Below are 18,331 nucleotides of genomic sequence, written 5' to 3'. Positions count from 1 at the left end.
GGCGCATCGTCAAAACAGGGTATAAAACCCCGGTGTCCCTGGGAGCTCGGTTTGCCCGCGAAGAACGAAAAGGCGCAGTAACAGACACGCTGCTGCGCCCGGTTCGAAGGCCAGCTTGGCGACTACGTGCCCCACACCTTCTGAGCCTTCGGGGCTTCGGCGAGGATCTCGGCTACGGCGCCACCAATTTCCTCCACCTGCCACCTCGCCCCCTTGTCGCGGGTCACGCCGGTGCGCCAGCCGTCCCCGAGGGAAATTCGCCCGCCCTGGCTCTCGAACACCTGGCCATTGACGTGGGCCGATTCCGTGCTGCCAAGCCACACCACCAGCGGTGCAACGTTTTCCGGGGCCCAGGCATCGAAGCTATCGTCCTCGGGCTTCTTCACCACATCAGGCATCGCGCTTTCGGTCATCGAGGTACGCGCTGCAGGGGCCAGTGCGTTGGCGGTGATGCCGTAACGCGCCAGTTCGGCCGCCTGGACCAGCGTCAACGAGGCAATCGCGCCCTTGGCCGCTGAATAATTGGACTGCCCCACCGAGCCCTGGAGACCCGCGCCGGAGCTGGTGTTGATGATGCGACCGTCAACCGGTGTACCGGCCTTGGCCAGATCACGCCAACGCCGCCCCAGCAGGTTGGCCAGGCAGTAATGCCCCTTGAGGTGCACGCGCATGACCATGTCCCAGTCTTCTTCGCTGAGGCTGATAAACATGCGGTCGCGCAGGACCCCGGCATTGTTGACCAGCACATGCACTTCACCGAAGGCCCCCAACGCCGCGTCGATGATGTGCTGCGCGGTGGCCAGGGTGGTGATGTCGTCACTGTTGGCGATGGCCTGGCCACCACTGGCGCGGATTTCGCCCGCGACGTCTTGCGCCGCATCGGCGCGGATATCGTTGATCACCACGTTGGCGCCCGCTGCGGCGAACGCCAGCGCATAGGCGCGACCGAGCCCGCCGCCGGCCCCGGTGATGATCACGGTGCGGCCTGAACATATAGCCATGCTTGACTCCTTTGACTGCACGACCGCACGCCCCACGGGCGGCGGTACGGATGGATAAGGGAAAACCCTAGAGGCGTTCGATGATCGTGACGTTGGCCTGGCCACCGCCTTCGCACATGGTTTGCAGGCCGTAACGGCCACCGCTGCATTCCAGCTCGTTCAGCAGCGTGGTCATCAGCCGGGCTCCCGTGGCACCCAGCGGGTGACCCAGGGCGATGGCGCCACCGTTGACGTTGGTGCGCGCCGGGTCGTAGTCGAGCTCCTTGGCCCAGGCCATGACCACGGAGGCGAAGGCTTCGTTGATCTCTACCCGGTCGATATCGCTCATGCGCAAACCGGTTTTCTCCAGGGCCCGACGGGTCGCGGCGATCGGCGCGGTCAAGTGCCAGATCGGGTCATCGCCCAGCACCGTCAGGTGATGGATACGCGCGCGAGGCGTCAGGTCATAACGCTTGAGCGCTGCCTCCGACACCACCAGCAATGCCGCCGAGGCGTCGCAGGTCTGGCTTGAAACAGCGGCGGTGATCGAGGGAAATTGCGGGTCCACCGGCTGCAATTCGGCCATTTTCGCAAGACTGGTCAGGCGCGGCGTTTCATCCACTCGCAAACCGTTGCAGGCAACGATTTCCCGGGCGAATCGCCCGCTCTCGATGGCGGCCAGGGCGCGGGCATGACTTTGCAGGGCGAAGGCCTCCATCTGCTCGCGGCTGATGCCCCAATGATCGGCGATGCGCTGCGCGGCGTAGAACTGGTTGACCGGTTGATCGCCGAACCGTGCGCGCCAGCCTTCACTGCCGGAAAACGGATCGGGATAACCCAGCGCCTGCCCGGCCAGCATGGCCGAGGAAATCGGAATCCGGGTCATGGTTTGCACCCCGCCGACGGCTATCACGTCCTGAGTGCCGCTCATCACCGCCTGCGCGGCGAAATGCAGCGCCTGTTGTGACGAGCCGCACTGACGATCAATCGTGGTGCCGGGCACGTTCAGTGGCAAACCGGCGGCCAGCCAACTGGTGCGGGCGATGTCCCCGGCCTGGGCACCGATGGTATCGACGCAACCGAAGATCACATCGTCATAGTCTTCGCCGGGAATGGCGTTGCGCTCCACCAACGCCTTGAGCACCCGGGCGCCCAGGTCAATGGCGTGAACGTCGCTCAAGGCACCCTTGCGCTTGCCGGTCGGGCTGCGCAGTGCATCAACAATATAGGCCTCTGGCATGACTCACTCCTCGAAGGTATGGCCCGGGCCCAGGCGGGCACCATCGGCGAACACGTACTCGCCGACACGGGTTTTATGGAAACCGCGATCCCCCCAGGACGCATCGAGCGCCCAGGCACGTTTCATGAACATCTGCAGGTCGACTTCCCAGGTGTAGCCCATCGCGCCATGCACCTGAATACCCTTGCGCGCCGCGATCCAGCTGGCTTCGCAGCAGGCCAGGCGGGCCTGGGAAACCCATACGCCGGCATGGGCATCGCCCCTGGCCAGGCCATGCGCGGCGCGGTACAGCACCGGTTTGGCCTGTTCGATATGCCGGGCAACATCGGCCAGGTGATGCTTGACGGCCTGGAAGCTGCCGATCGGCTTGCCGAACTGTTTGCGCTGCGCGACGTAGTCCACGGACAAATCGAGCATGCGTTGCGCCAGCCCGAGCAGTTGCCCGGCCACCGACAAGGCGCCACGCTCGAGCAGTCGTGCCTGCAGGGTACGACCCAAAGCGCCGCTGGCCACGCAGGTGGCCGGGGTCGGGTTCCAGATAACCCGCCCCAGACGCCGGGACGCGTCGATGCTCGGCCGTTGCTGAACATCCACCTGGGCGCGCGGCACGATATGAATGTCGTCGCCATCGGTCAGGATCAAGACTTCAGCCAGCTGAGCATCACTGACCAGCGGGTTGACGGGATGACTGATGGCAATGCGCACGGTGCCTTCGGCAATGCGCGGTAAAAGACTGCTGCGGGCCGGGTGCCCGCTTGGCAGGCTGGTGAGCAGCCCGGTGGCGACATACGCAGTGTCGGCCAGGGAGTCGGGAATCGCGTAATACCCCAGTTCCTGGGTCATCAACGCCCAGGCCAAATCGTCCATGCCCAGGCCGCCTTCGGCCTCGGGCACCGACAAGGCGGTCAGGCCCTGTTCGGCAATCTTGCCGCGCAGGTCCGGTGAACGACCGACATCGGTCTCCCAGATTTCCCGGAGCATTTCCGGGGCGGCTTCGGTCATCAGGAAACGACTGATGGCTTCGCGAAACGTCAGCTGGTCATCGGTAAAAGTGAAGTCCATGGCCCGTTCCTTATTTCGGCAAGCCGAGCATCCGCTCGGCAATGATGTTGCGCTGGATTTCGTTGGTTCCGGCGTAGATCGGCCCGGACTGGGCGAACAGGAAGCCCTCCAGCCAGCCCGCCGCATCGCCCTCCACGGGCGGCAACAGCTCGGCGCGGCCACCGAGAATGCGCATCGCGGTTTCGTGCATTTTCAGGTCGAGCTCCGACCAGATGATCTTGTTGATGCTCGACTCGGCACCAATCTGCTCGCCCCGACTCAGCCGGCCGACCGTGTAGTAGGCCGACAGGGCATACGCCTCGGCACCCATCCAGGTTTCCAGCACCGCGTCGCGCAGGCTCGGGTCGCGGTCGGCGCTCTCGCGGTTGGCCTTGTACAGTTCCACCAGCTTGCGCGCGGTGTATTGGAAACGCGCCGGCGAACGCAGCAAGAGCCCGCGTTCAAAACCGGCGGTGGCCATAGCCACATGCCAGCCCTGACCTTCGGCACCGATACGGTTGGCCACCGGCACCCGGACGTCGTCGAAAAACACTTCGGCAAAGGCATCCTTGCCATTGAGGGCCTTGATCGGGCGAATGCTCACCCCCGGGGCATTGAGCGGCACCATCACGAACGACAGGCCATGGTGGCGGCTCGAGCCCGGTTCGCTGCGAAACAGGCCAAACAGCCAGTCGGCGAATATCGCCCGGGTCGACCAGGTTTTCTGGCCGTTGATCACGTAATGCTCGCCGTCGAGTGTCGCCTTGCTGGTGATCGCCGCCATGTCCGAACCGGCGTTCGGTTCCGACCAGCCCTGAGCCCACATGTCGAGGCTGGCGGCCATGCGCGGCAGAAACCGCTGCTTCTGTTCAGGCGTGCCGAATTCCATCAGCGTCGGCCCCAACAGCAACTGGCCATTCTGGTTGACCCGCATCGGCGCCCCGGCGCCGTAATACTCTTCTTCGAAAATCAGCCACTCGATCAGGTCACAACCGCGACCGCCCAGTTCGGCGGGCCACATCACCATCGACCAGCGACTCTCGAACAGCTTCGCCTCCCAGGCCCGGTGTTGTTCGAAGCCTTCGCGGGTGTCGTAGCTGGCCAGCGGCTCGCGCGGCAGGTTGGCCGCCAGCCAGGCGCGCACTTCGGCGCGGAAGGCGGTTTGTTGGGGTGTGTAAGTCAGTTCCATGGCGTTCCCTCAGAACTTGGCGTCGCGTTTTTCGACGAAGGCCCGGCGGGTCTCCGCGGAGTCCGGGCTGCTGTAGGCCTGCATCGTGAAGCCCTGCTCCCAGCGATATTTGTCTTCCAGGTTGCCGTCTTCGATACCGTTCAAGGCTTCCTTGGCGATACGGATCATGCTTGGGCTTTTTTCGGCGATTTTCGCCGCGATGCCCAGGGCGGTTTCGCGCAGTTGGTCCTTGCTGACAATCCGCTCGATAAACCCGTATTGCAGGGCTTCGGGCGCACCGATGCTGTCGCCGGTAAAAAACAGGTAGCGCACTTTTTGCACCGGGAACAGACGTTGCAAATGCGCACCGCCCCCCATCGCGCCACGGTCGACTTCCGGCAAGGCGAAAGTCGCGCAGTCAGACGCAATAACGATATCCGCCGCCCCGGTGATGCCGATGCCGCCGCCCAGGACGAAGCCGTGCACCGCGACAATGACCGGCACCGGATTGCGATGCACGGCCTTGAACGTGGCGTAGTTGCCGGCGTTAACGTCGACAATTCGCTCGGGGTACTTATCCAGTTCCTTGATGTCGACACCGGCACAAAAGCCCCGGCCTTCAGCGCGGATGACAATCACGCGGACTTCGGGGTCGGCCCCAAGCGCCTCGATCTGTCGCGCCAGGGCGTGCCATTGCTGACTGTCAAGGGCGTTGACCGGTGGTTTGGCGATCACCAGTTCCGCGATCCCCTGATTGAGTTGTGTGGTAAATGCCTGGTTCACAGGGGTTCTCCAATACTGGCGGGATGGTTCGATGAATGGGTCTGGCGGCGGGCCAGGAGCGCGTCCAGGCATTGCTCGGCTTCACTGGCGATGCCTTCGATGACCTCACGGCAACTGAGCAACTCGCCGATCGCCGCAGCGACCTGGCCGCTGGGCAGGATGCCTTCGTCCGGCGCGCCATCGACCATTGAGCGTTGCAGCAGCACCGGCTGGTTGGCAGCCATAACCACTTGCGACAGCGCGGACGGGTCTTCACGCAACGCACGGAGAAATACCGCGGCCATGTGCCCCAGGCTCATGCCTGTGTGTTGCTTCCATTGCCAGGCGCTACCCAGGGCCATGCGCAAGCGCCCGAACGGGCCGGCCTTTTCCAGATGATTGATGAAGCGGTTTTCGATCATGCGATGGCGCATGCCGTCCACCGCCGTGGTGACCCGCACCTGTTGCGGGTCGCTGACCTTCAGGTAGCGCTGCAACGTCGCCGGCGGCGTCGGCGATTCGCGAGTCATGAGGAACCGCGTGCCCATCGCGATCCCGGCACCGCCGGCGGCCAGCACCGAGGCCAGACCACGGCCCGTGGAAAACCCTCCGGCGGCGATCACCGGCACCTTGACCGCTGCCAGTACCTGGGGCAACAGGATGGAACTGGGCACACCGCCGGTATGACCGCCGCCCTCGCCGCCCTGAATGGTGATCAGATCGGCGCCGAGTTCCACGGCCTTCAGCGCATGTTTGAGTGCCCCCACGGTCGGGATACAGAGCACCTTGGCCGCCTTGAACCGCGCGATGGTCTGTTTGTCCGGGCCACGCCCGTAGCTCACGGCACGCAGGCGGTACTGGATCGCCAGGTCGACGCACTGCGCGGCGTTGTCCTGGAACATATGGAAATTGAGCCCGAAGTTGCTGCCCCCGGTGGCGTCGATCACCTTGCGGATTTCGCTTTCCAGTTCGTGAGCGGGAATGGTTGCACCGGCCAGGAAACCAAAGCCGCCAGCCTGGGTCGTGGCGATCACCAGGTTGGCGTCGGCGACCCAACCCATCGCGGTTTGCACAATCGGGTAGCGACAACCGAGCGCCTCGGTCAAGGGCGTATCAAGCCATCGGTTCATGGGCGTTTGTCCTCGGCCTGCTTGTTGGCCCGGGCCATGCCTTTGGCATCGAAGCCGCCCAATTTGTCGCCGGACAACAGCTCGTTATGGGCGTGGGCGAAATGGTGCCAGGCGAACACTGCATCCATGGCCGTGCGCTTGCCCTGCAGGTCTTCGACGTGGTTGATCGCCTGCTTGGTCAGTGCCAGGCCCATGCGTGGCTGGCGGGCGATGCCGGCGGCCAGTGCATAGCACGCTTGTTCAAGCGCTTCACGGGGCACCACGCGGTTGACCATGCCCACTTGCCAGGCCCGGTCGGCGCTCATGCGGTCGCCGGTAAACAGGAATTCCTTGGCGATACGCGGGTTCATTTCATAGGGATGGGCAAAATACTCCACCCCCGGAATGCCCATGCGCACCACCGGGTCCTGGAAGAATGCGTCATCGCTGGCAATGATCAAATCACACACCCAGGCCAGCATCAGCCCACCCGCGACACAGGCACCCTGGACCATGGCAATGGTCGGCTTGGGCAATTCGCGCCAGCGCCGGCACATGCCCAGATAGACTTCCTGTTCCCGGGCGTAAAGTTGCTCGCCACCGGGTTTGTTGGTGTGGTCCCACCACAGGTGCGCGCGCTCGAACGGTTTGTCGATATCGCGCCCCGGCGTGCCGATGTCGTGGCCTGCCGAGAAATGCTTGCCGTTGCCCCGCAAGACGATGACCTTGACTTCGTCATCGTTGACCGCCTCGCGAAAGGCGGCGTCCAGGGCATAGGTCATCTGCGAGTTTTGCGCATTGTTGAAGGTCGGCCGGTTCAGCGTCAGCGTGGCAATACCCTCGGCCACGCTGTACAGCACCGGTGTGTCTGTTTCGTAGACGGCTTTGTCCTCACGGACGACGAATTCACTCTCGCTGCTGTGCATGTTCACTGTCCTCGCCTCAGGCCTGACGGATGCCGGGCGGATTGCCCTTGATCGCCGTAGCGCGGTAATCGTGGGGATCGAGTCGGCGGATCAGGGCCAACTGCTCTTCGGTCGGGTGCACCGTTTCATGCAGTTGCGCCGATTTGAGCAACGGGAAACCGGTGTTTTGCTGGACCTGCTCGAAGGTCACGCCGGGGTGCAGCGAGCGCACCTGCACCGCACGGTCGGGGCCGTCGAAATCGAGCACGCACAGATCGCTGACCACCCAGCGGATGTCCATCAGGTCGCGGCGCGCACCTTCGGGCCAGCGGTCGGCCTTGAAGCCGACGCCGGACACCATGTCCACCTCACCGCTGACGAACACCCGGGTGTTGTGGCTGGGCACGAAAAACGAGTTCAGGTGGTTGATGCTGTTGCCCGGCAAACCGCGCACGCCGAGGATCGCGGTCTTGGGCTTTTGATAATCGCCCACGCAGGACAGGTTGGTCTGGCCCCAGCGGTCGATCTGGGTCGGGCCGATCATCGCGTGACGGCGACCACCCCAGACACATTCGAAGACCCGCTCGAACGACAGGTAGCCCGAGTAACGCGGCACGTAGTCGCCACGCGGGCCGAGGGGAATCGGCTCTTCGACCAGGAAGGCTTCGCTGTCGGTCATCAGCAGCTCGGGGCTGTGGGTCAGTTTGGCCAGGCTCGCGCCAAGGCGCGGAATCACGCCAAGACCCGAGGCAATCACTTCGCCATTGCCGCGCCAGGCCTCGGAGGCGGCGACGATCATCAGTTCAGCCAGGGTGAAGTCACAGGTTGCAGACATAGTCGCTACTCCTCAGAACACGGGAAGGGGCAAGGCGCCCATGGAGTCGGCACCGCCGTTCTGTGTCTGATAGGCCTGCTCGCCGCCGGCGACGTAGGTCTGCACATAATCCTGCCAGCCGTTTTCCGCCTGGCTGCTGGCGACATAGCCCTTAAGATGTTTCATGTCCCAGCCGTAATCAGGGGCGCAAGCGGTCGGGTGTGCGCCGAGCGGTGCATGCACCACCCCACTCACCAGATAGCGCTCGAAGGTATTGAATCGAGCCTGCTCGGCGCTCAATGCCAGACGTTCTTCCAGGCGTTCGCAGGAGACGAAACACTGTTGCGCGGCACGGGCGAACAGGTGATCGAAATAAGGGTCCGGGCCGGTCACCAGGGTATTGCCCAGGCGATCGGCGACATTGACATGGACGAAGGCCACATCGAGATTCAACGCCGGCATCGCCAGCAGTACCTCGCCATCGGCATAAGGCGACGCGACGGTCTTGAGTTGCGGATTCAGGCGCATGACGTCAGTCGCCAGACCGCAACGGGTCGGCAGAAATGGCAGGCGCATGCCGGCGGCGCGCAAGCCCCACTGGAACATGCCTTCGTCGAGCTCCAGCAACTCCAGTTCACCGGCCTCGCGGGCCTTGCGGTAATAGGGTTCCAGCGGAATGGCGTCGAGGGTGGCGAAACCGAACACCAGTTTCCTGACCTTGCCGGCCGCGCACAGCATGCCCACTTCCGGGCCGCCGTAGGCCACCACGGTCAGGTCCTTGACGTTTGATCGCAGGATCTCGCGCACGATCGCCATCGGCTTGCGCCGTGGCCCCCAACCGCCGAAACCGATGGTCATGCCATCGCGTAATTGAGCGACCGCATCGGCCGCTGTCATCTGTTTATTTATCATGACAATTCCTTACTGTCGGCCGACCGAAAAGTCGTGCCCCCAAATGCTCACGCGGGTGAACTCGAATGCCGAATGCTCGGCCCAATCGACTTGCAATCCACCAAAGCCGTATTCCAGATCGAATCCCGACGGTGTCTTCATGTAGAAACTGGTCATGCGATCGTTCAGGTGCTGGCCAAGCGTTGCCGACAGGTTCACGTCATGGGCCAGCAACCGGTCATGGGCACGACCGACTTCGGTCATCGAATCCACCTCGACCATCACGTGCACGCAACCTGACGGCACCGGGTATTCGGCCAGCGCCAGGCTGTGGTGGCGGGCGTTATGGCAATGCAGGAAGTGAATGCGCACGGGTGGCTTGGACGGATCCGGGCGGAAGTTGAAAATGTCCGACAGCTCGAAACCCAGCACGTCCTTGGCGAACGCCAGCGTGGCGTCGAAGTTCGGTGCCGGCAGCACGGTATGGCCCAGGCCCATGTCGCCGGTGATGAAACGCGGCACACCCTGGGGCGACACAAACGGCAGGCAGTCGGAGCGATGACCCCAACTCAGTTCATGGGTGTTGCCCGACGGATCGGTGACTTTGACCAGTGCCTGGACACCACGCTGATCGATTTCGGCGGGGGTGCCCGGCTGCCATTCAATACCCGCGGCAGTCAGGTGCTCGAGGGCCGCCTGGAACGCCGGCTCGCCAGGCAGTTCCCAGCCGGATGCCAGATAACGTGCCTCGCTGCCTTCGACGATCAGCATGCGAAACGGGCGCTCGTCCATTTTTACGTACAGGCCCCCGCCCGGCGCCGCATGCACCTGCATGCCCAGCACGTCCTCGGCATAACGCTGCCACTGACTGAGGTTCTCGATCTGGGAGACGAAATAGCTCAAACCACGAATATCGATCATGCCTAAGTTCTCATTGGCTGAAGGGGGTGCGTGGCGAGCATTGTGCAAAGCGCCGCCCGCCGCTTCATCGTCCGTTGAGACTAAGCACCACCACGGCCTGCGCGCTCCTGCGGGCGAAGAACGATGACGCGGCGCAACCAACTGCCTGCGCACTAGTCCGTTTTAGTGATTCGACAGTCGCCCCGAACAACCCAGACTGCTGCATCCATCCGCCTTGCAGAGACAACCCCATGGAGTTCGCTTTTACCGAAGAACACCTGATGATTCGCGACAGCGCCGAGCGTTTTCTCGCCGCCGCCAGCGATTCCCATGCCGTGCGTGCCGCCATGATTCGCGCGGACGGTTACGACCCCGATGTCTGGCGGCGCATCGGCCTTGAGCTGTGTTGGCCGGCGCTGATGATCCCTGAGCGTTTCGGTGGCATGGGCCTGGGGTTTGTCGAGCTGGCGATTCTGCTGGAACAGAGCGGTCGCTTCCTGTTGGGCTCGCCGCTGTTCGCCACGACCTGCCTGGCCACCCCTGCGCTCCTGGCGGGACACAACACGGCCCTCCAGGAACACTGGCTCAGTGCGATTGCCGCCGGTGAAACCACGGCGACGCTGGCGTTCGCCAGTGGCAAAGGCTGGGATGCACGCAGTGTGCAAGCGATCGCCCGGCCCGCTGCCGGCGGCTGCTACCTGAGCGGCGTCTACACCCAGGTCATCGACGGGGCACAAGCGGACTTGCTGATCGTCGCTGCGCGCAACCCCGGCAGCGAGGGGGAATCGGGTATCAGCCTGTTCGCCCTCGCTGCCGATACGCCGGGGATCCTGTGCACGCCCCTGCCCACCCTGGATCAGACTCGGCGCCTGGCACGTATCGAACTGCACGATGTGTTCGTTAACGAGGCGCAAATGCTCTGCGCCCCCGACCAGGGCTGGCCGGTGCTGCGCGAGACCCTTTCGATTGCCGCCGCCGGCCTGGCCGCCGAACAGGTCGGTGGCGCGCAGCAAGTGTTCGACCTGACGCTGGCGTACATTGCCGAACGCCGGCAATTCAACCGCACCATTGCCAGTTTTCAGGCCATAAAGCACCGCTGCGCCGACATGATGCTGCAGGTCGAGTGCGCCCGTTCCGCGATCTACTACGCCGCCTGCGTCGTGCAGGAACACCTCGACCCCGAAGGTGATATCGCGGTGGCCAGCGAACTGGCCATGGCTGCCGCGACGGCGAAGATCCATGCCAGCGAAGCATTTTTCCACTGCGCCGCCGAGTCGATCCAGTTGCATGGCGGCGTAGGTTTCACCTGGGAATACGACCCGCACTTGTACTTCAAGCGCGCCCGCGCCAGCGAGCAATTGCTGGGCAGCCCGGCGCTGCATCGTGAACGCATGGCGACACACCTGTTTGGAGAAGACGCATGAAAATCGGTTTCAGCAAGGCCGACGAGGCTTTCCGTCAAGAGGTCGCCCAATGGATGGCCGAGCACCTGAGTGGTGAGTTTGCGTCGCTGCGCTATCGCGGCGGCCCCGGCGACGAGCATAGTTTTCCCGAGGAACGTAAAGCCTGGGAGCGAGAACTCGCCGCAGGTGGCTGGATTGGTCTGGGATGGGCCACAGAGCATGGTGGGCGAGGACTGAGCATCTGCCAGCAGGTGATTTTCCATGAGGAATACGCCCGGGCCGGCGGCCCCGGACGCATGGGCCACATCGGCGAAGGGCTGGTCGGCCCGACCCTGGCCGCCTTCGGCACCCCTGCCCAGCAACAACGCTTGTTGCCCGGCATCCTCACTGGCAGCGAGTTCTGGTGCCAGGGCTATTCCGAGCCCGGCGCCGGTTCCGATCTGGCGAACGTGCAAACCCGGGCCAGGCTCGATGACACGGGCGAACACTGGCTTATCAGCGGCCAGAAAGTCTGGACCTCGCTGGCGCACGAAGCCGATTGGTGTTTCGTGCTGGCGCGGACAGAGCCCGGGAGCCAAGGGCATCATGGCCTGTCATTCCTGCTGGTGCCGATGGCCCAGGCGCAGATCCGCGTGCAGCCGATCCAGCAATTGACAGGCACCAGCGAGTTCAACGAAGTGTTTTTCGATCAGGCAGTCACCCGCGCCGATAACCTGATCGGCCTACCGGGCGACGGCTGGAAAATCGCCATGGGCCTGCTCGGCTTCGAACGCGGTGTCTCGACGCTGGGCCAACAGATGCAATTTCAAAACGAGCTCGATGAAATCATCCGCATCGCCCGCGCCAATGGCGCCTCGCGCGACCCGTTGCTGCGCCAGCGCATCGCACAGGCGTGGTCGGGACTGAAGGTGTTGCGCTACAACTCGCTGCGCATGCTCTCCGGTCCGCAGGATGGCAGTCTCAAGCGAGAAGCCATGATCTACAAACTGGCCTGGTCCACCTGGCACTCGGATCTTGGGAAACTGGCGATGGATGTGTTGGGCGACGAGGCAGAAATCCTCGAGGGCGCGCCTTACCAGCTGAGCCGTTTGCAGTCGCTGTTCCTGTTCACCCGCTCCGACACGATTTATGGCGGCAGTAACGAGATACAGCGCAATATCATTGCCGAACGGGCGCTGGGAATGCCGCGGGAGGCGCGGGCTGTCTGAATGCCTGCGTTGTCCTGGCGTTTTTCGCGAGCAGGCTCGCTCCTACAGGGTCCACACAGATCCTTGTGGGAGCGAGCCTGCTCGCGATGGACGTCAACGATAACGCGGGCTGTCTGAATGCCCGCGTTGTCCGCACGTTTTTCGCGAGCGGGCTCGCTCCTACAGGTTCCACGCAGATCCTTGTGGGAGCGAGCCTGCTCGCGATGGACGTCAACGATGACGCGGGCTGTCTGAATGCCCCCATTGCCCGCGCGTTTTTCGCGAGCGGGCTCGCTCCTACAGGGTCCACGCAGATCCTTGTGGGAGCGAGCCTGCTCGCGATGGACGTCAACGATAACGCGGGCTGTCTGAATACCCGCATTGCCCGCGCGTTTTTCGCGAGCGGGCTCGCTCCTACAGGGTCCACGCAAATCCTTGTGGGAGCGGGCTTGCCCGCGATGGACGTCAACGATAACGCGGGCTGTCTGAATGCCCCCATTGCCCGCGCGTTTTTCGCGAGCGGGCTCGCTCCTACAGGTTCCACGCAGATCCTTGTGGGAGCGAGCCTGCTCGCGATGGACGTCAACGATAACGCGGGCTGTCTGAATACCCGCATTGCCCGCGCGTTTTTCGCGAGCGGGCTCGCTCCTACAGGGTCCACGCAAATCCTTGTGGGAGCGGGCTTGCCCGCGATGGACGTCAACGATAACGCGGGCTGTCTGAATGCCCCCATTGCCCGCGCGTTTTTCGCGAGCGGGCTCGCTCCTACAGGTTCCACGCAGATCCTTGTGGGAGCGAGCCTGCTCGCGATGGACGTCAACGATAACGCGGGCTGTCTGAATGCCCCCATTGCCCGCACGTTTTTCGCGAGCGGGCTCGCTCCTACAGGGTCCACGCAGATCCTTGTGGGAGCGAGCTTGCTCGCGATAGTCGGCAACGATGACGCGGGCTGTTTGAATGCCCGCGTTGTCCTGGCGTTTTTCGCGAGCGGGCTCGCTCCTACAGGGTCCACGCAGATCCTTGTGGGAGCGAGCCTGCTCGCGATGGACGTCAACGATAACGCGGGCTGTCTGAATGCCCCCATTGCCCGCGCGTTTTTCGCGAGCGGGCTCGCTCCTACAGGGTCCACGCAGATCCTTGTGGGAGCGAGCTTGCTCGCGATGGTCGGCAATGATGACGCGGACTGTTTGAATGCCCGCGTTGTCCTGGCGTTTTTCGCGAGCGGGCTCGCTCCTACGCAGGGGCGAAGTCAGCGAACCCGAATCTTCGGGTCACCCGCCCCGCGTCGCAGCGTCGCAAGAAACCCCTCCAACGGCGCCGGCTCGGCAATTTCCGGCAACGCTTCCTTGTCCGGCCGTTTCGCCCAGAACGCATCCCAGGACGGGAACAGTTCGTGGAAGGTACCGGCATAGGGCTCGCGCCCCGGCCAGCGCATTTTCAAGCCGCCGATCGGTGGCTTGTTCAGGTCGGTCGCATACCAGTAGCACGGCAGGCGACGTCGGAAACACCAGCGCCCATCAATCCGCTCGTAGTCGTCCCAGTACAGCATCTGCATGATCACCCACTCGGGGCCCGTCTCATGCTCGTTCTTGGAATAGACCACGCCCGTGGCGTGATCCGAGTCACTGAACTCGATGATGTGCTGACCCAGGTGATGGGACGTGCCGTGAAACTGCTTGCGCATGGTTTCGTCCAGCCAGGCCTTGAGGTGCGCCCGACCGCTCTTGTCGCGACCCACACGCACATCCGGGGCGAAACAGTTGGCCATGGCGTCCATGTCACGCATATCCAGGGCCAGCGCGTATTTGCCGGCCAGTTGACGGATCGCGTCCAGCGACTCCAGGCGGTCGATGCGCTCAAGCAGCGCGGCGGATTCCAGGCCCATCAGTCGAACACCGTGTACAGGTCGGAACCACGTCCGCCGTCGACCGCCAGACTGGCGCCGGTGACATAGGAGGCCTCGTCGCTGGCCAGGAACAAAATGGCGTTCGCCAGTTCCACCGGCAGGCCGACCCGTTTCATCGGGATGACTTTTTCGGTGTTGGCACGGGCCTTCTTGTCGCCGAGCATGCCGGCGGTCGCCGGGGTATCGACCACGCCCGGGATGATCACGTTGCAACGGATGTTGTGCGGCGCGCCTTCGCTGGCCGCCGCGCGGCTGAAGTTGATCACTGCCGCCTTGGCCGCCGAGTAACCGGCCATCTGCGCGGTACCGAACAGCCCGCAGATCGAGGCGATGTTGACAATCGAACCGCCGCCCTGCTCTTTCATCAGGCGCATCGCCGTGCGCGTGCCGAAGAAGGTGCCATCGACGGTGGTGGCGAAGTTGGCGTGCCAGTCGGCGGTGGTCATGTTGTCGATGTCGCCCCAGGTGTAGGCCATCGCATTATTGACCAGGATGTCCAGACGTCCGTGACGTTGTGCCGTGGCTTGCAGTGCACTGACGTAGGCTTGCTCGTCGCTGACATCGGCGACGGCGATTTCAGCCTGGCCGCCGAAGCCGAGAATTTTTTCCTGCACACCCTGCAGTGGCTCAACGCGGCGCCCGCACAGCACCACAGTAGCGCCCTCCTCGGCAAACCGCAGCGCGGTGGCTTCGCCGATGCCGGAACCCGCGCCGGTAACGAAGGCGATTTTTCCCTGTAAACGCTTGTTCATCAGTCTCTCTCCGATCAGATAAAGGCCATGCCGCCGTTGACGGCAACGTTCTGGCCGGTCATGAAACTGGCGTCTTCGCTCGCGAGGAACACCGCAACACGGGCGATTTCGTCCGTCTCGCACATGCGGCCCAACGGCACGTTTTTCAGCAGCGCTTGCATGTAGTCGTCAGGGATGCCGGCCATCATTGGGGTATTGGTCGGTCCCGGCACCAGGGTGTTGACGCGAATACCGCTGGCGGCCAGTTCTCGGGCGATCGAGCGGGTCAGGCCCATCACCCCGGCTTTCGAGGCGCAGTAGTGGCTGGGACCGTCGCCGGTCAGCGCGGCGGTGCTGGAAAGGTTGATGATCGCTCCCTTGCGTCCACCCTTGATCATCAGCCTGGCGCCTTCGCGACAGCACAGGAAGGTGCCGCCCAGGTTCACGCCGATCACCCGCGCCCAGCTCTCGTCAGGGGTTTCAAGGAAGCTGTCCAGGGCGCCGACGCCCGCGTTGTTGACCAGGATGTCGAGGCCGCCGAAGTGTTGCTCGGCCTGGCCCATGGCATCGGCCACGGAAGCACTGTCACCAACATTGCAGGCCAGGGCCAGGACTTTATCGCCCAGGTCCGCAAGACTCTCGGCCAGCGCAATCTGGTTGAGATCGACCGCCACCACCTTGGCGCCTTCGGCGACAAATCCACGCACGATGGCCTGGCCCATGCCCTGCGCGGCACCGGTCACGAACGCCACTTTATCGAGTAACTTCATAGCAATCTCCGAATGGACGAATACGCTGCGGCCCGCTGCCCTTGCAGTGGAGCCGTCCCCTGCATGATTAGCGGCAAGTGCCTGGCCACACATCGTCCGATGAGACTATCGCCGCGTGGTCTGAACGGACGATGTGATCCCTCCCGTCAACGCCCAGCATTGGCGGGGTGCGCACCTCGCCAGGCGCTGCATCCCCTTCAATCTGCTCCGGCGCCTGGCGCGGCTGTGCTTCATGAATCCGCAGACAATGGAGAACCCCATGAATCAACCCGTAGACCTGCCCCTGCCCGTCGGCCATTACGCAACGCTGCCCAACGGGTTGCGCCTGCACTACCTGGATGAGGGCACGGGCCCCGTGGTGCTGTGGCTGCATGGCAGCGGCCCGGGCGCCAGTGGCTACAGTAATTTCAAGGGTAACTATCCGCAGTTCGTCGCTGCCGGTTACCGCAACCTCGTGCTCGACCTTCCGGGTTTCGGCCGCTCGGACAAACCCGAAGACGTACAGTACAACCTGGATTTTTTCGTTGACTGCGTGGCGGCCTTCCTGGAATCCGTCGGCGTGAAGCGCTGCACGCTACTGGGTAACTCATTGGGTGGTGCGATTGCCCTGGGCCTGGCCCTGCGCCTGCCGCAATTGCCCCAGAGTCTGATCCTGCTGGCACCTGGCGGTGTCGAGGAGCGGGAAACCTACTTCAAGATGGAAGGCATCGTGCGCATGGTCAGCCTGTTCAGCGCCGGGCCCATTGGCATGGAAGAAATGCGCAACATGATGCGTCTGCAGTTGTTCGACGATTCGATCCTGCCGGAAAGCCTGCTGCAAGAACGCGTGGCGGTGGCCGTGACTCAACCGAAGAACCTGTTCAGCACGATGATGGTGCAGAACATGGAATCGCGCCTGGGCGAGATTCAGTGCCCGATCTTCGGTTTCTGGGGCAACAACGATCATTTCAACCCGGTCAGCGGCGCCCAGCGCATCATCGATGGCGCAGCGAATGCCCGGTTCATCGTGCTCAACCGCTGCGGGCATTGGGTCCAGGTGGAACACCGCGAATTGTTCAACCGCAGCTGCATCGACTTCCTGCAGAACGGTTGAAACCCGTGGCGACGCGGTTTGATAAAGACGCCGCGGTATCTGGTTCGTTGTAGGAGCGAGGCTTGCCCGCGAACTGGACGATGCGGTGTCCCTGTGTCACCGCGTTATCGTTCCAGCCGGGCAAGTCTCGCTCCTGCCACCAGGGCTCGATTTCAGGCCCCCGCCGCCGGCAGGCGGTTCAATTCGGCATCACCGGGCTTACCCAGTACGCAGGAGGTGCCACCGGGCGTGTACATCATCGCCACGCAGCGGTTGCAGGCGGTGCAGATCGAATCGCGGCTGGTGCCACTGGCGAGCTTGTTGACATAGTCATTCTCGGCCAGCAATACCCGGCCCATGGCGACCAGATCGAAACCCTCGGCCATGATCGTCTCGATACTCGCCAGGCTCTTGGCGCCGCCCAGATACGCCAGCGGCATCTTCACCGCCGCCCGCACCTTGCGCGCATGTTCCAGCAGATACAGCTCGCGGAACTCCACGGTCGGTTCCTTGCGGCGCTGGATGGCCATCGCCAGGGCAATGATCTTGTTCTTCTGCTGTACGCGGTTTTCCTTGGGGAACGAGGAGCCGAACATGGTGGTGATCGACTCGGCGTTCATCCCCGCGCTGAGCACCAGCAAGTGGGCGCCCTCCTGCTCCAGCATGCGGGCGATCTTCGCCCCGTCTTCGGCACTGTTACCGGCGCGAACCCCTTCGGTGACGCTGTACTTGCAGATCACCGCCATCTCATGACCGACCGCATCCAGCACCGCGCGCAACACCCGGCGCGGAAAACGCAGGCGGTTTTCCAGACTGCCGCCGTACTGGTCTCGACGCTTGTTGTACATCGGCGAAATGAACTGGCTGAGCAAATAGCCGTGGCCCATGTGGATTTCCACCGCATCGAAACCGGCCTGGCGTGCCAGGCGCGCGCCCTGCGCGAAGTCGCGCACCACCTGTTGCATGTCAGCCTCGTTCATCGCCTGCTTGAGGAACATGCCACTCATCAAGCCGATCTTGTTGAAGCCGCCGCTGGCCGACAGCGGACGCTTGGTCGAACGTTCACGGATAAAGGTAAAGCAGCCGCCGTGGGTGATTTGCGCGCTGGCCAGGCCACCGGCTTCATGCACGCCGTCGGTCAGGGCCTTGAAATGCGGCAGGCTGGCCTGGGTCAGGGTCAATTGGTTGGGCAAAGTACGGCCATCGTTGCTCACCGCGCAGTAGGCCACGGTCGTCAGGGCGATACCGCCCGCGGCCAGGTCCGAGTGCAACTTGACCAACTGCCTGGAAGGCACGCCCTGGGCACTCATGCCCTCATTGGTGGCGGACTTGATAAAGCGGTTTTTCAGGGTCAGTGGGCCAATCGCAATCGGGCTGAACGGTGACGGGGTCGGACGAGGGTTCATGAGATGCCTCTCTTTATTGTTATCAGGCTACGAACGCAGGCTGCGT

The 18,331-nt window shown here is 63.3% G+C and carries 17 protein-coding genes; 3 read left to right on the top strand and 14 right to left on the bottom strand.

All coding sequences use genetic code 11. The features are described 5' to 3' along the window. Window positions 1-122: 122 nt before the first annotated feature. The 10 genes from GQ39_RS09320 to GQ39_RS09275 all read right to left on the bottom strand — a co-directional run bounded on the left by GQ39_RS09320 (window position 123) and on the right by GQ39_RS09275 (window position 9,831). Entirely contained in the window at window positions 123-1,001 is an 879-nt protein-coding gene (locus tag GQ39_RS09320) for an SDR family oxidoreductase (protein WP_047529116.1), read from the bottom strand. Between the two features lie 67 nt (window positions 1,002-1,068). Further along, complete coding sequence (locus tag GQ39_RS09315) at window positions 1,069-2,220, bottom strand: acetyl-CoA C-acetyltransferase (RefSeq protein WP_047529114.1); 1,152 nt, start codon at window positions 2,218-2,220, stop codon at window positions 1,069-1,071. Window positions 2,221-2,223: 3 nt separating this feature from the next. Continuing rightward, window positions 2,224-3,282, bottom strand: a complete 1,059-nt coding sequence (locus tag GQ39_RS09310) for an acyl-CoA dehydrogenase family protein (protein ID WP_047529113.1) — start codon at window positions 3,280-3,282, stop codon at window positions 2,224-2,226. A 10-nt stretch (window positions 3,283-3,292) separates the two neighbouring features. Beyond that, window positions 3,293-4,450, bottom strand: coding sequence for an acyl-CoA dehydrogenase family protein (locus tag GQ39_RS09305; RefSeq protein WP_047529111.1), 1,158 nt, complete (start codon window positions 4,448-4,450; stop codon window positions 3,293-3,295). A gap of 9 nt (window positions 4,451-4,459) precedes the next feature. After that, complete coding sequence (locus GQ39_RS09300; protein WP_047529109.1) at window positions 4,460-5,212, bottom strand: enoyl-CoA hydratase family protein; 753 nt, start codon at window positions 5,210-5,212, stop codon at window positions 4,460-4,462. Further along, entirely contained in the window at window positions 5,209-6,321 is a 1,113-nt protein-coding gene (locus GQ39_RS09295; RefSeq protein WP_047529107.1) for an NAD(P)H-dependent flavin oxidoreductase, read from the bottom strand. The genes GQ39_RS09300 and GQ39_RS09295 overlap by 4 nt, the downstream gene beginning before the upstream one ends. Beyond that, window positions 6,318-7,226, bottom strand: a complete 909-nt coding sequence (locus GQ39_RS09290) for an enoyl-CoA hydratase (protein WP_047529105.1) — start codon at window positions 7,224-7,226, stop codon at window positions 6,318-6,320. Before GQ39_RS09290 ends, GQ39_RS09295 begins: the two co-directional genes overlap by 4 nt. A gap of 16 nt (window positions 7,227-7,242) precedes the next feature. Beyond that, a complete protein-coding gene (locus GQ39_RS09285; protein ID WP_047529103.1) occupies window positions 7,243-8,040 on the bottom strand; it encodes a CoA-transferase subunit beta in 798 nt (265 codons plus the stop codon). 12 nt (window positions 8,041-8,052) lie between these two features. After that, window positions 8,053-8,928, bottom strand: coding sequence for a CoA transferase subunit A (locus GQ39_RS09280; protein ID WP_047538663.1), 876 nt, complete (start codon window positions 8,926-8,928; stop codon window positions 8,053-8,055). Window positions 8,929-8,940: 12 nt separating this feature from the next. Then, window positions 8,941-9,831, bottom strand: coding sequence for a VOC family protein (locus tag GQ39_RS09275; RefSeq protein ID WP_047529101.1), 891 nt, complete (start codon window positions 9,829-9,831; stop codon window positions 8,941-8,943). A gap of 230 nt (window positions 9,832-10,061) precedes the next feature. Here GQ39_RS09275 and GQ39_RS09270 point away from each other — a divergent pair, with 230 nt between their 5' ends. Next, window positions 10,062-11,234, top strand: a complete 1,173-nt coding sequence (locus tag GQ39_RS09270) for an acyl-CoA dehydrogenase family protein (protein WP_047529099.1) — start codon at window positions 10,062-10,064, stop codon at window positions 11,232-11,234. Continuing rightward, window positions 11,231-12,421 (top strand): acyl-CoA dehydrogenase family protein, encoded by a 1,191-nt coding sequence (locus GQ39_RS09265; protein WP_047529097.1) that lies wholly within the window; start codon window positions 11,231-11,233, stop codon window positions 12,419-12,421. The genes GQ39_RS09270 and GQ39_RS09265 overlap by 4 nt, the downstream gene beginning before the upstream one ends. 1,228 nt (window positions 12,422-13,649) lie before the next feature. Here the strand turns inward: GQ39_RS09265 and GQ39_RS09255 are convergent. The 3 genes from GQ39_RS09255 to GQ39_RS09245 are packed head-to-tail and all read right to left on the bottom strand — an operon-like array spanning window position 13,650 to window position 15,807. Continuing rightward, a complete protein-coding gene (locus GQ39_RS09255; RefSeq protein ID WP_047538661.1) occupies window positions 13,650-14,279 on the bottom strand; it encodes a nuclear transport factor 2 family protein in 630 nt (209 codons plus the stop codon). Window positions 14,280-14,284: 5 nt separating this feature from the next. Continuing rightward, a complete protein-coding gene (locus GQ39_RS09250) occupies window positions 14,285-15,058 on the bottom strand; it encodes an SDR family NAD(P)-dependent oxidoreductase (RefSeq protein ID WP_047529094.1) in 774 nt (257 codons plus the stop codon). Between the two features lie 14 nt (window positions 15,059-15,072). Next, complete coding sequence (locus GQ39_RS09245; RefSeq protein ID WP_047529092.1) at window positions 15,073-15,807, bottom strand: SDR family NAD(P)-dependent oxidoreductase; 735 nt, start codon at window positions 15,805-15,807, stop codon at window positions 15,073-15,075. 259 nt (window positions 15,808-16,066) lie between these two features. On the opposite strand from GQ39_RS09245, the gene GQ39_RS09240 reads away from it, so the two are divergent. Further along, window positions 16,067-16,900 (top strand): alpha/beta fold hydrolase, encoded by an 834-nt coding sequence (locus GQ39_RS09240; protein ID WP_047529090.1) that lies wholly within the window; start codon window positions 16,067-16,069, stop codon window positions 16,898-16,900. Between the two features lie 152 nt (window positions 16,901-17,052). On the opposite strand, the gene GQ39_RS09235 is transcribed toward GQ39_RS09240, so the two are convergent. Then, complete coding sequence (locus GQ39_RS09235; RefSeq protein WP_047529088.1) at window positions 17,053-18,285, bottom strand: NADH:flavin oxidoreductase; 1,233 nt, start codon at window positions 18,283-18,285, stop codon at window positions 17,053-17,055. Window positions 18,286-18,331: the final 46 nt, after the last annotated feature.

The organism is Pseudomonas sp. 11/12A (assembly GCF_000800055.1).
GTDB lineage: Bacteria > Pseudomonadota > Gammaproteobacteria > Pseudomonadales > Pseudomonadaceae > Aquipseudomonas > Aquipseudomonas mohnii.
The sequence above is the reverse complement of the archived record's forward strand: the minus strand, read 5'-3'. Positions and strand labels throughout refer to the sequence as shown.

Coding starts and splice junctions, on each gene's coding strand:
- GQ39_RS09265 (WP_047529097.1), top strand. CDS start 11,231: ATGAAAATCGGTTTCAGCAAGGCCGACGAGGCTTTCCGTCAAGAGGTC.
- GQ39_RS09310 (WP_047529113.1), bottom strand. CDS start 3,282: ATGGACTTCACTTTTACCGATGACCAGCTGACGTTTCGCGAAGCCATC.
- GQ39_RS09270 (WP_047529099.1), top strand. CDS start 10,062: ATGGAGTTCGCTTTTACCGAAGAACACCTGATGATTCGCGACAGCGCC.
- GQ39_RS09240 (WP_047529090.1), top strand. CDS start 16,067: ATGAATCAACCCGTAGACCTGCCCCTGCCCGTCGGCCATTACGCAACG.
- GQ39_RS09290 (WP_047529105.1), bottom strand. CDS start 7,226: ATGCACAGCAGCGAGAGTGAATTCGTCGTCCGTGAGGACAAAGCCGTC.
- GQ39_RS09275 (WP_047529101.1), bottom strand. CDS start 9,831: ATGATCGATATTCGTGGTTTGAGCTATTTCGTCTCCCAGATCGAGAAC.
- GQ39_RS09320 (WP_047529116.1), bottom strand. CDS start 1,001: ATGGCTATATGTTCAGGCCGCACCGTGATCATCACCGGGGCCGGCGGC.
- GQ39_RS09245 (WP_047529092.1), bottom strand. CDS start 15,807: ATGAAGTTACTCGATAAAGTGGCGTTCGTGACCGGTGCCGCGCAGGGC.
- GQ39_RS09315 (WP_047529114.1), bottom strand. CDS start 2,220: ATGCCAGAGGCCTATATTGTTGATGCACTGCGCAGCCCGACCGGCAAG.
- GQ39_RS09305 (WP_047529111.1), bottom strand. CDS start 4,450: ATGGAACTGACTTACACACCCCAACAAACCGCCTTCCGCGCCGAAGTG.
- GQ39_RS09285 (WP_047529103.1), bottom strand. CDS start 8,040: ATGTCTGCAACCTGTGACTTCACCCTGGCTGAACTGATGATCGTCGCC.
- GQ39_RS09250 (WP_047529094.1), bottom strand. CDS start 15,058: ATGAACAAGCGTTTACAGGGAAAAATCGCCTTCGTTACCGGCGCGGGT.
- GQ39_RS09235 (WP_047529088.1), bottom strand. CDS start 18,285: ATGAACCCTCGTCCGACCCCGTCACCGTTCAGCCCGATTGCGATTGGC.
- GQ39_RS09295 (WP_047529107.1), bottom strand. CDS start 6,321: ATGAACCGATGGCTTGATACGCCCTTGACCGAGGCGCTCGGTTGTCGC.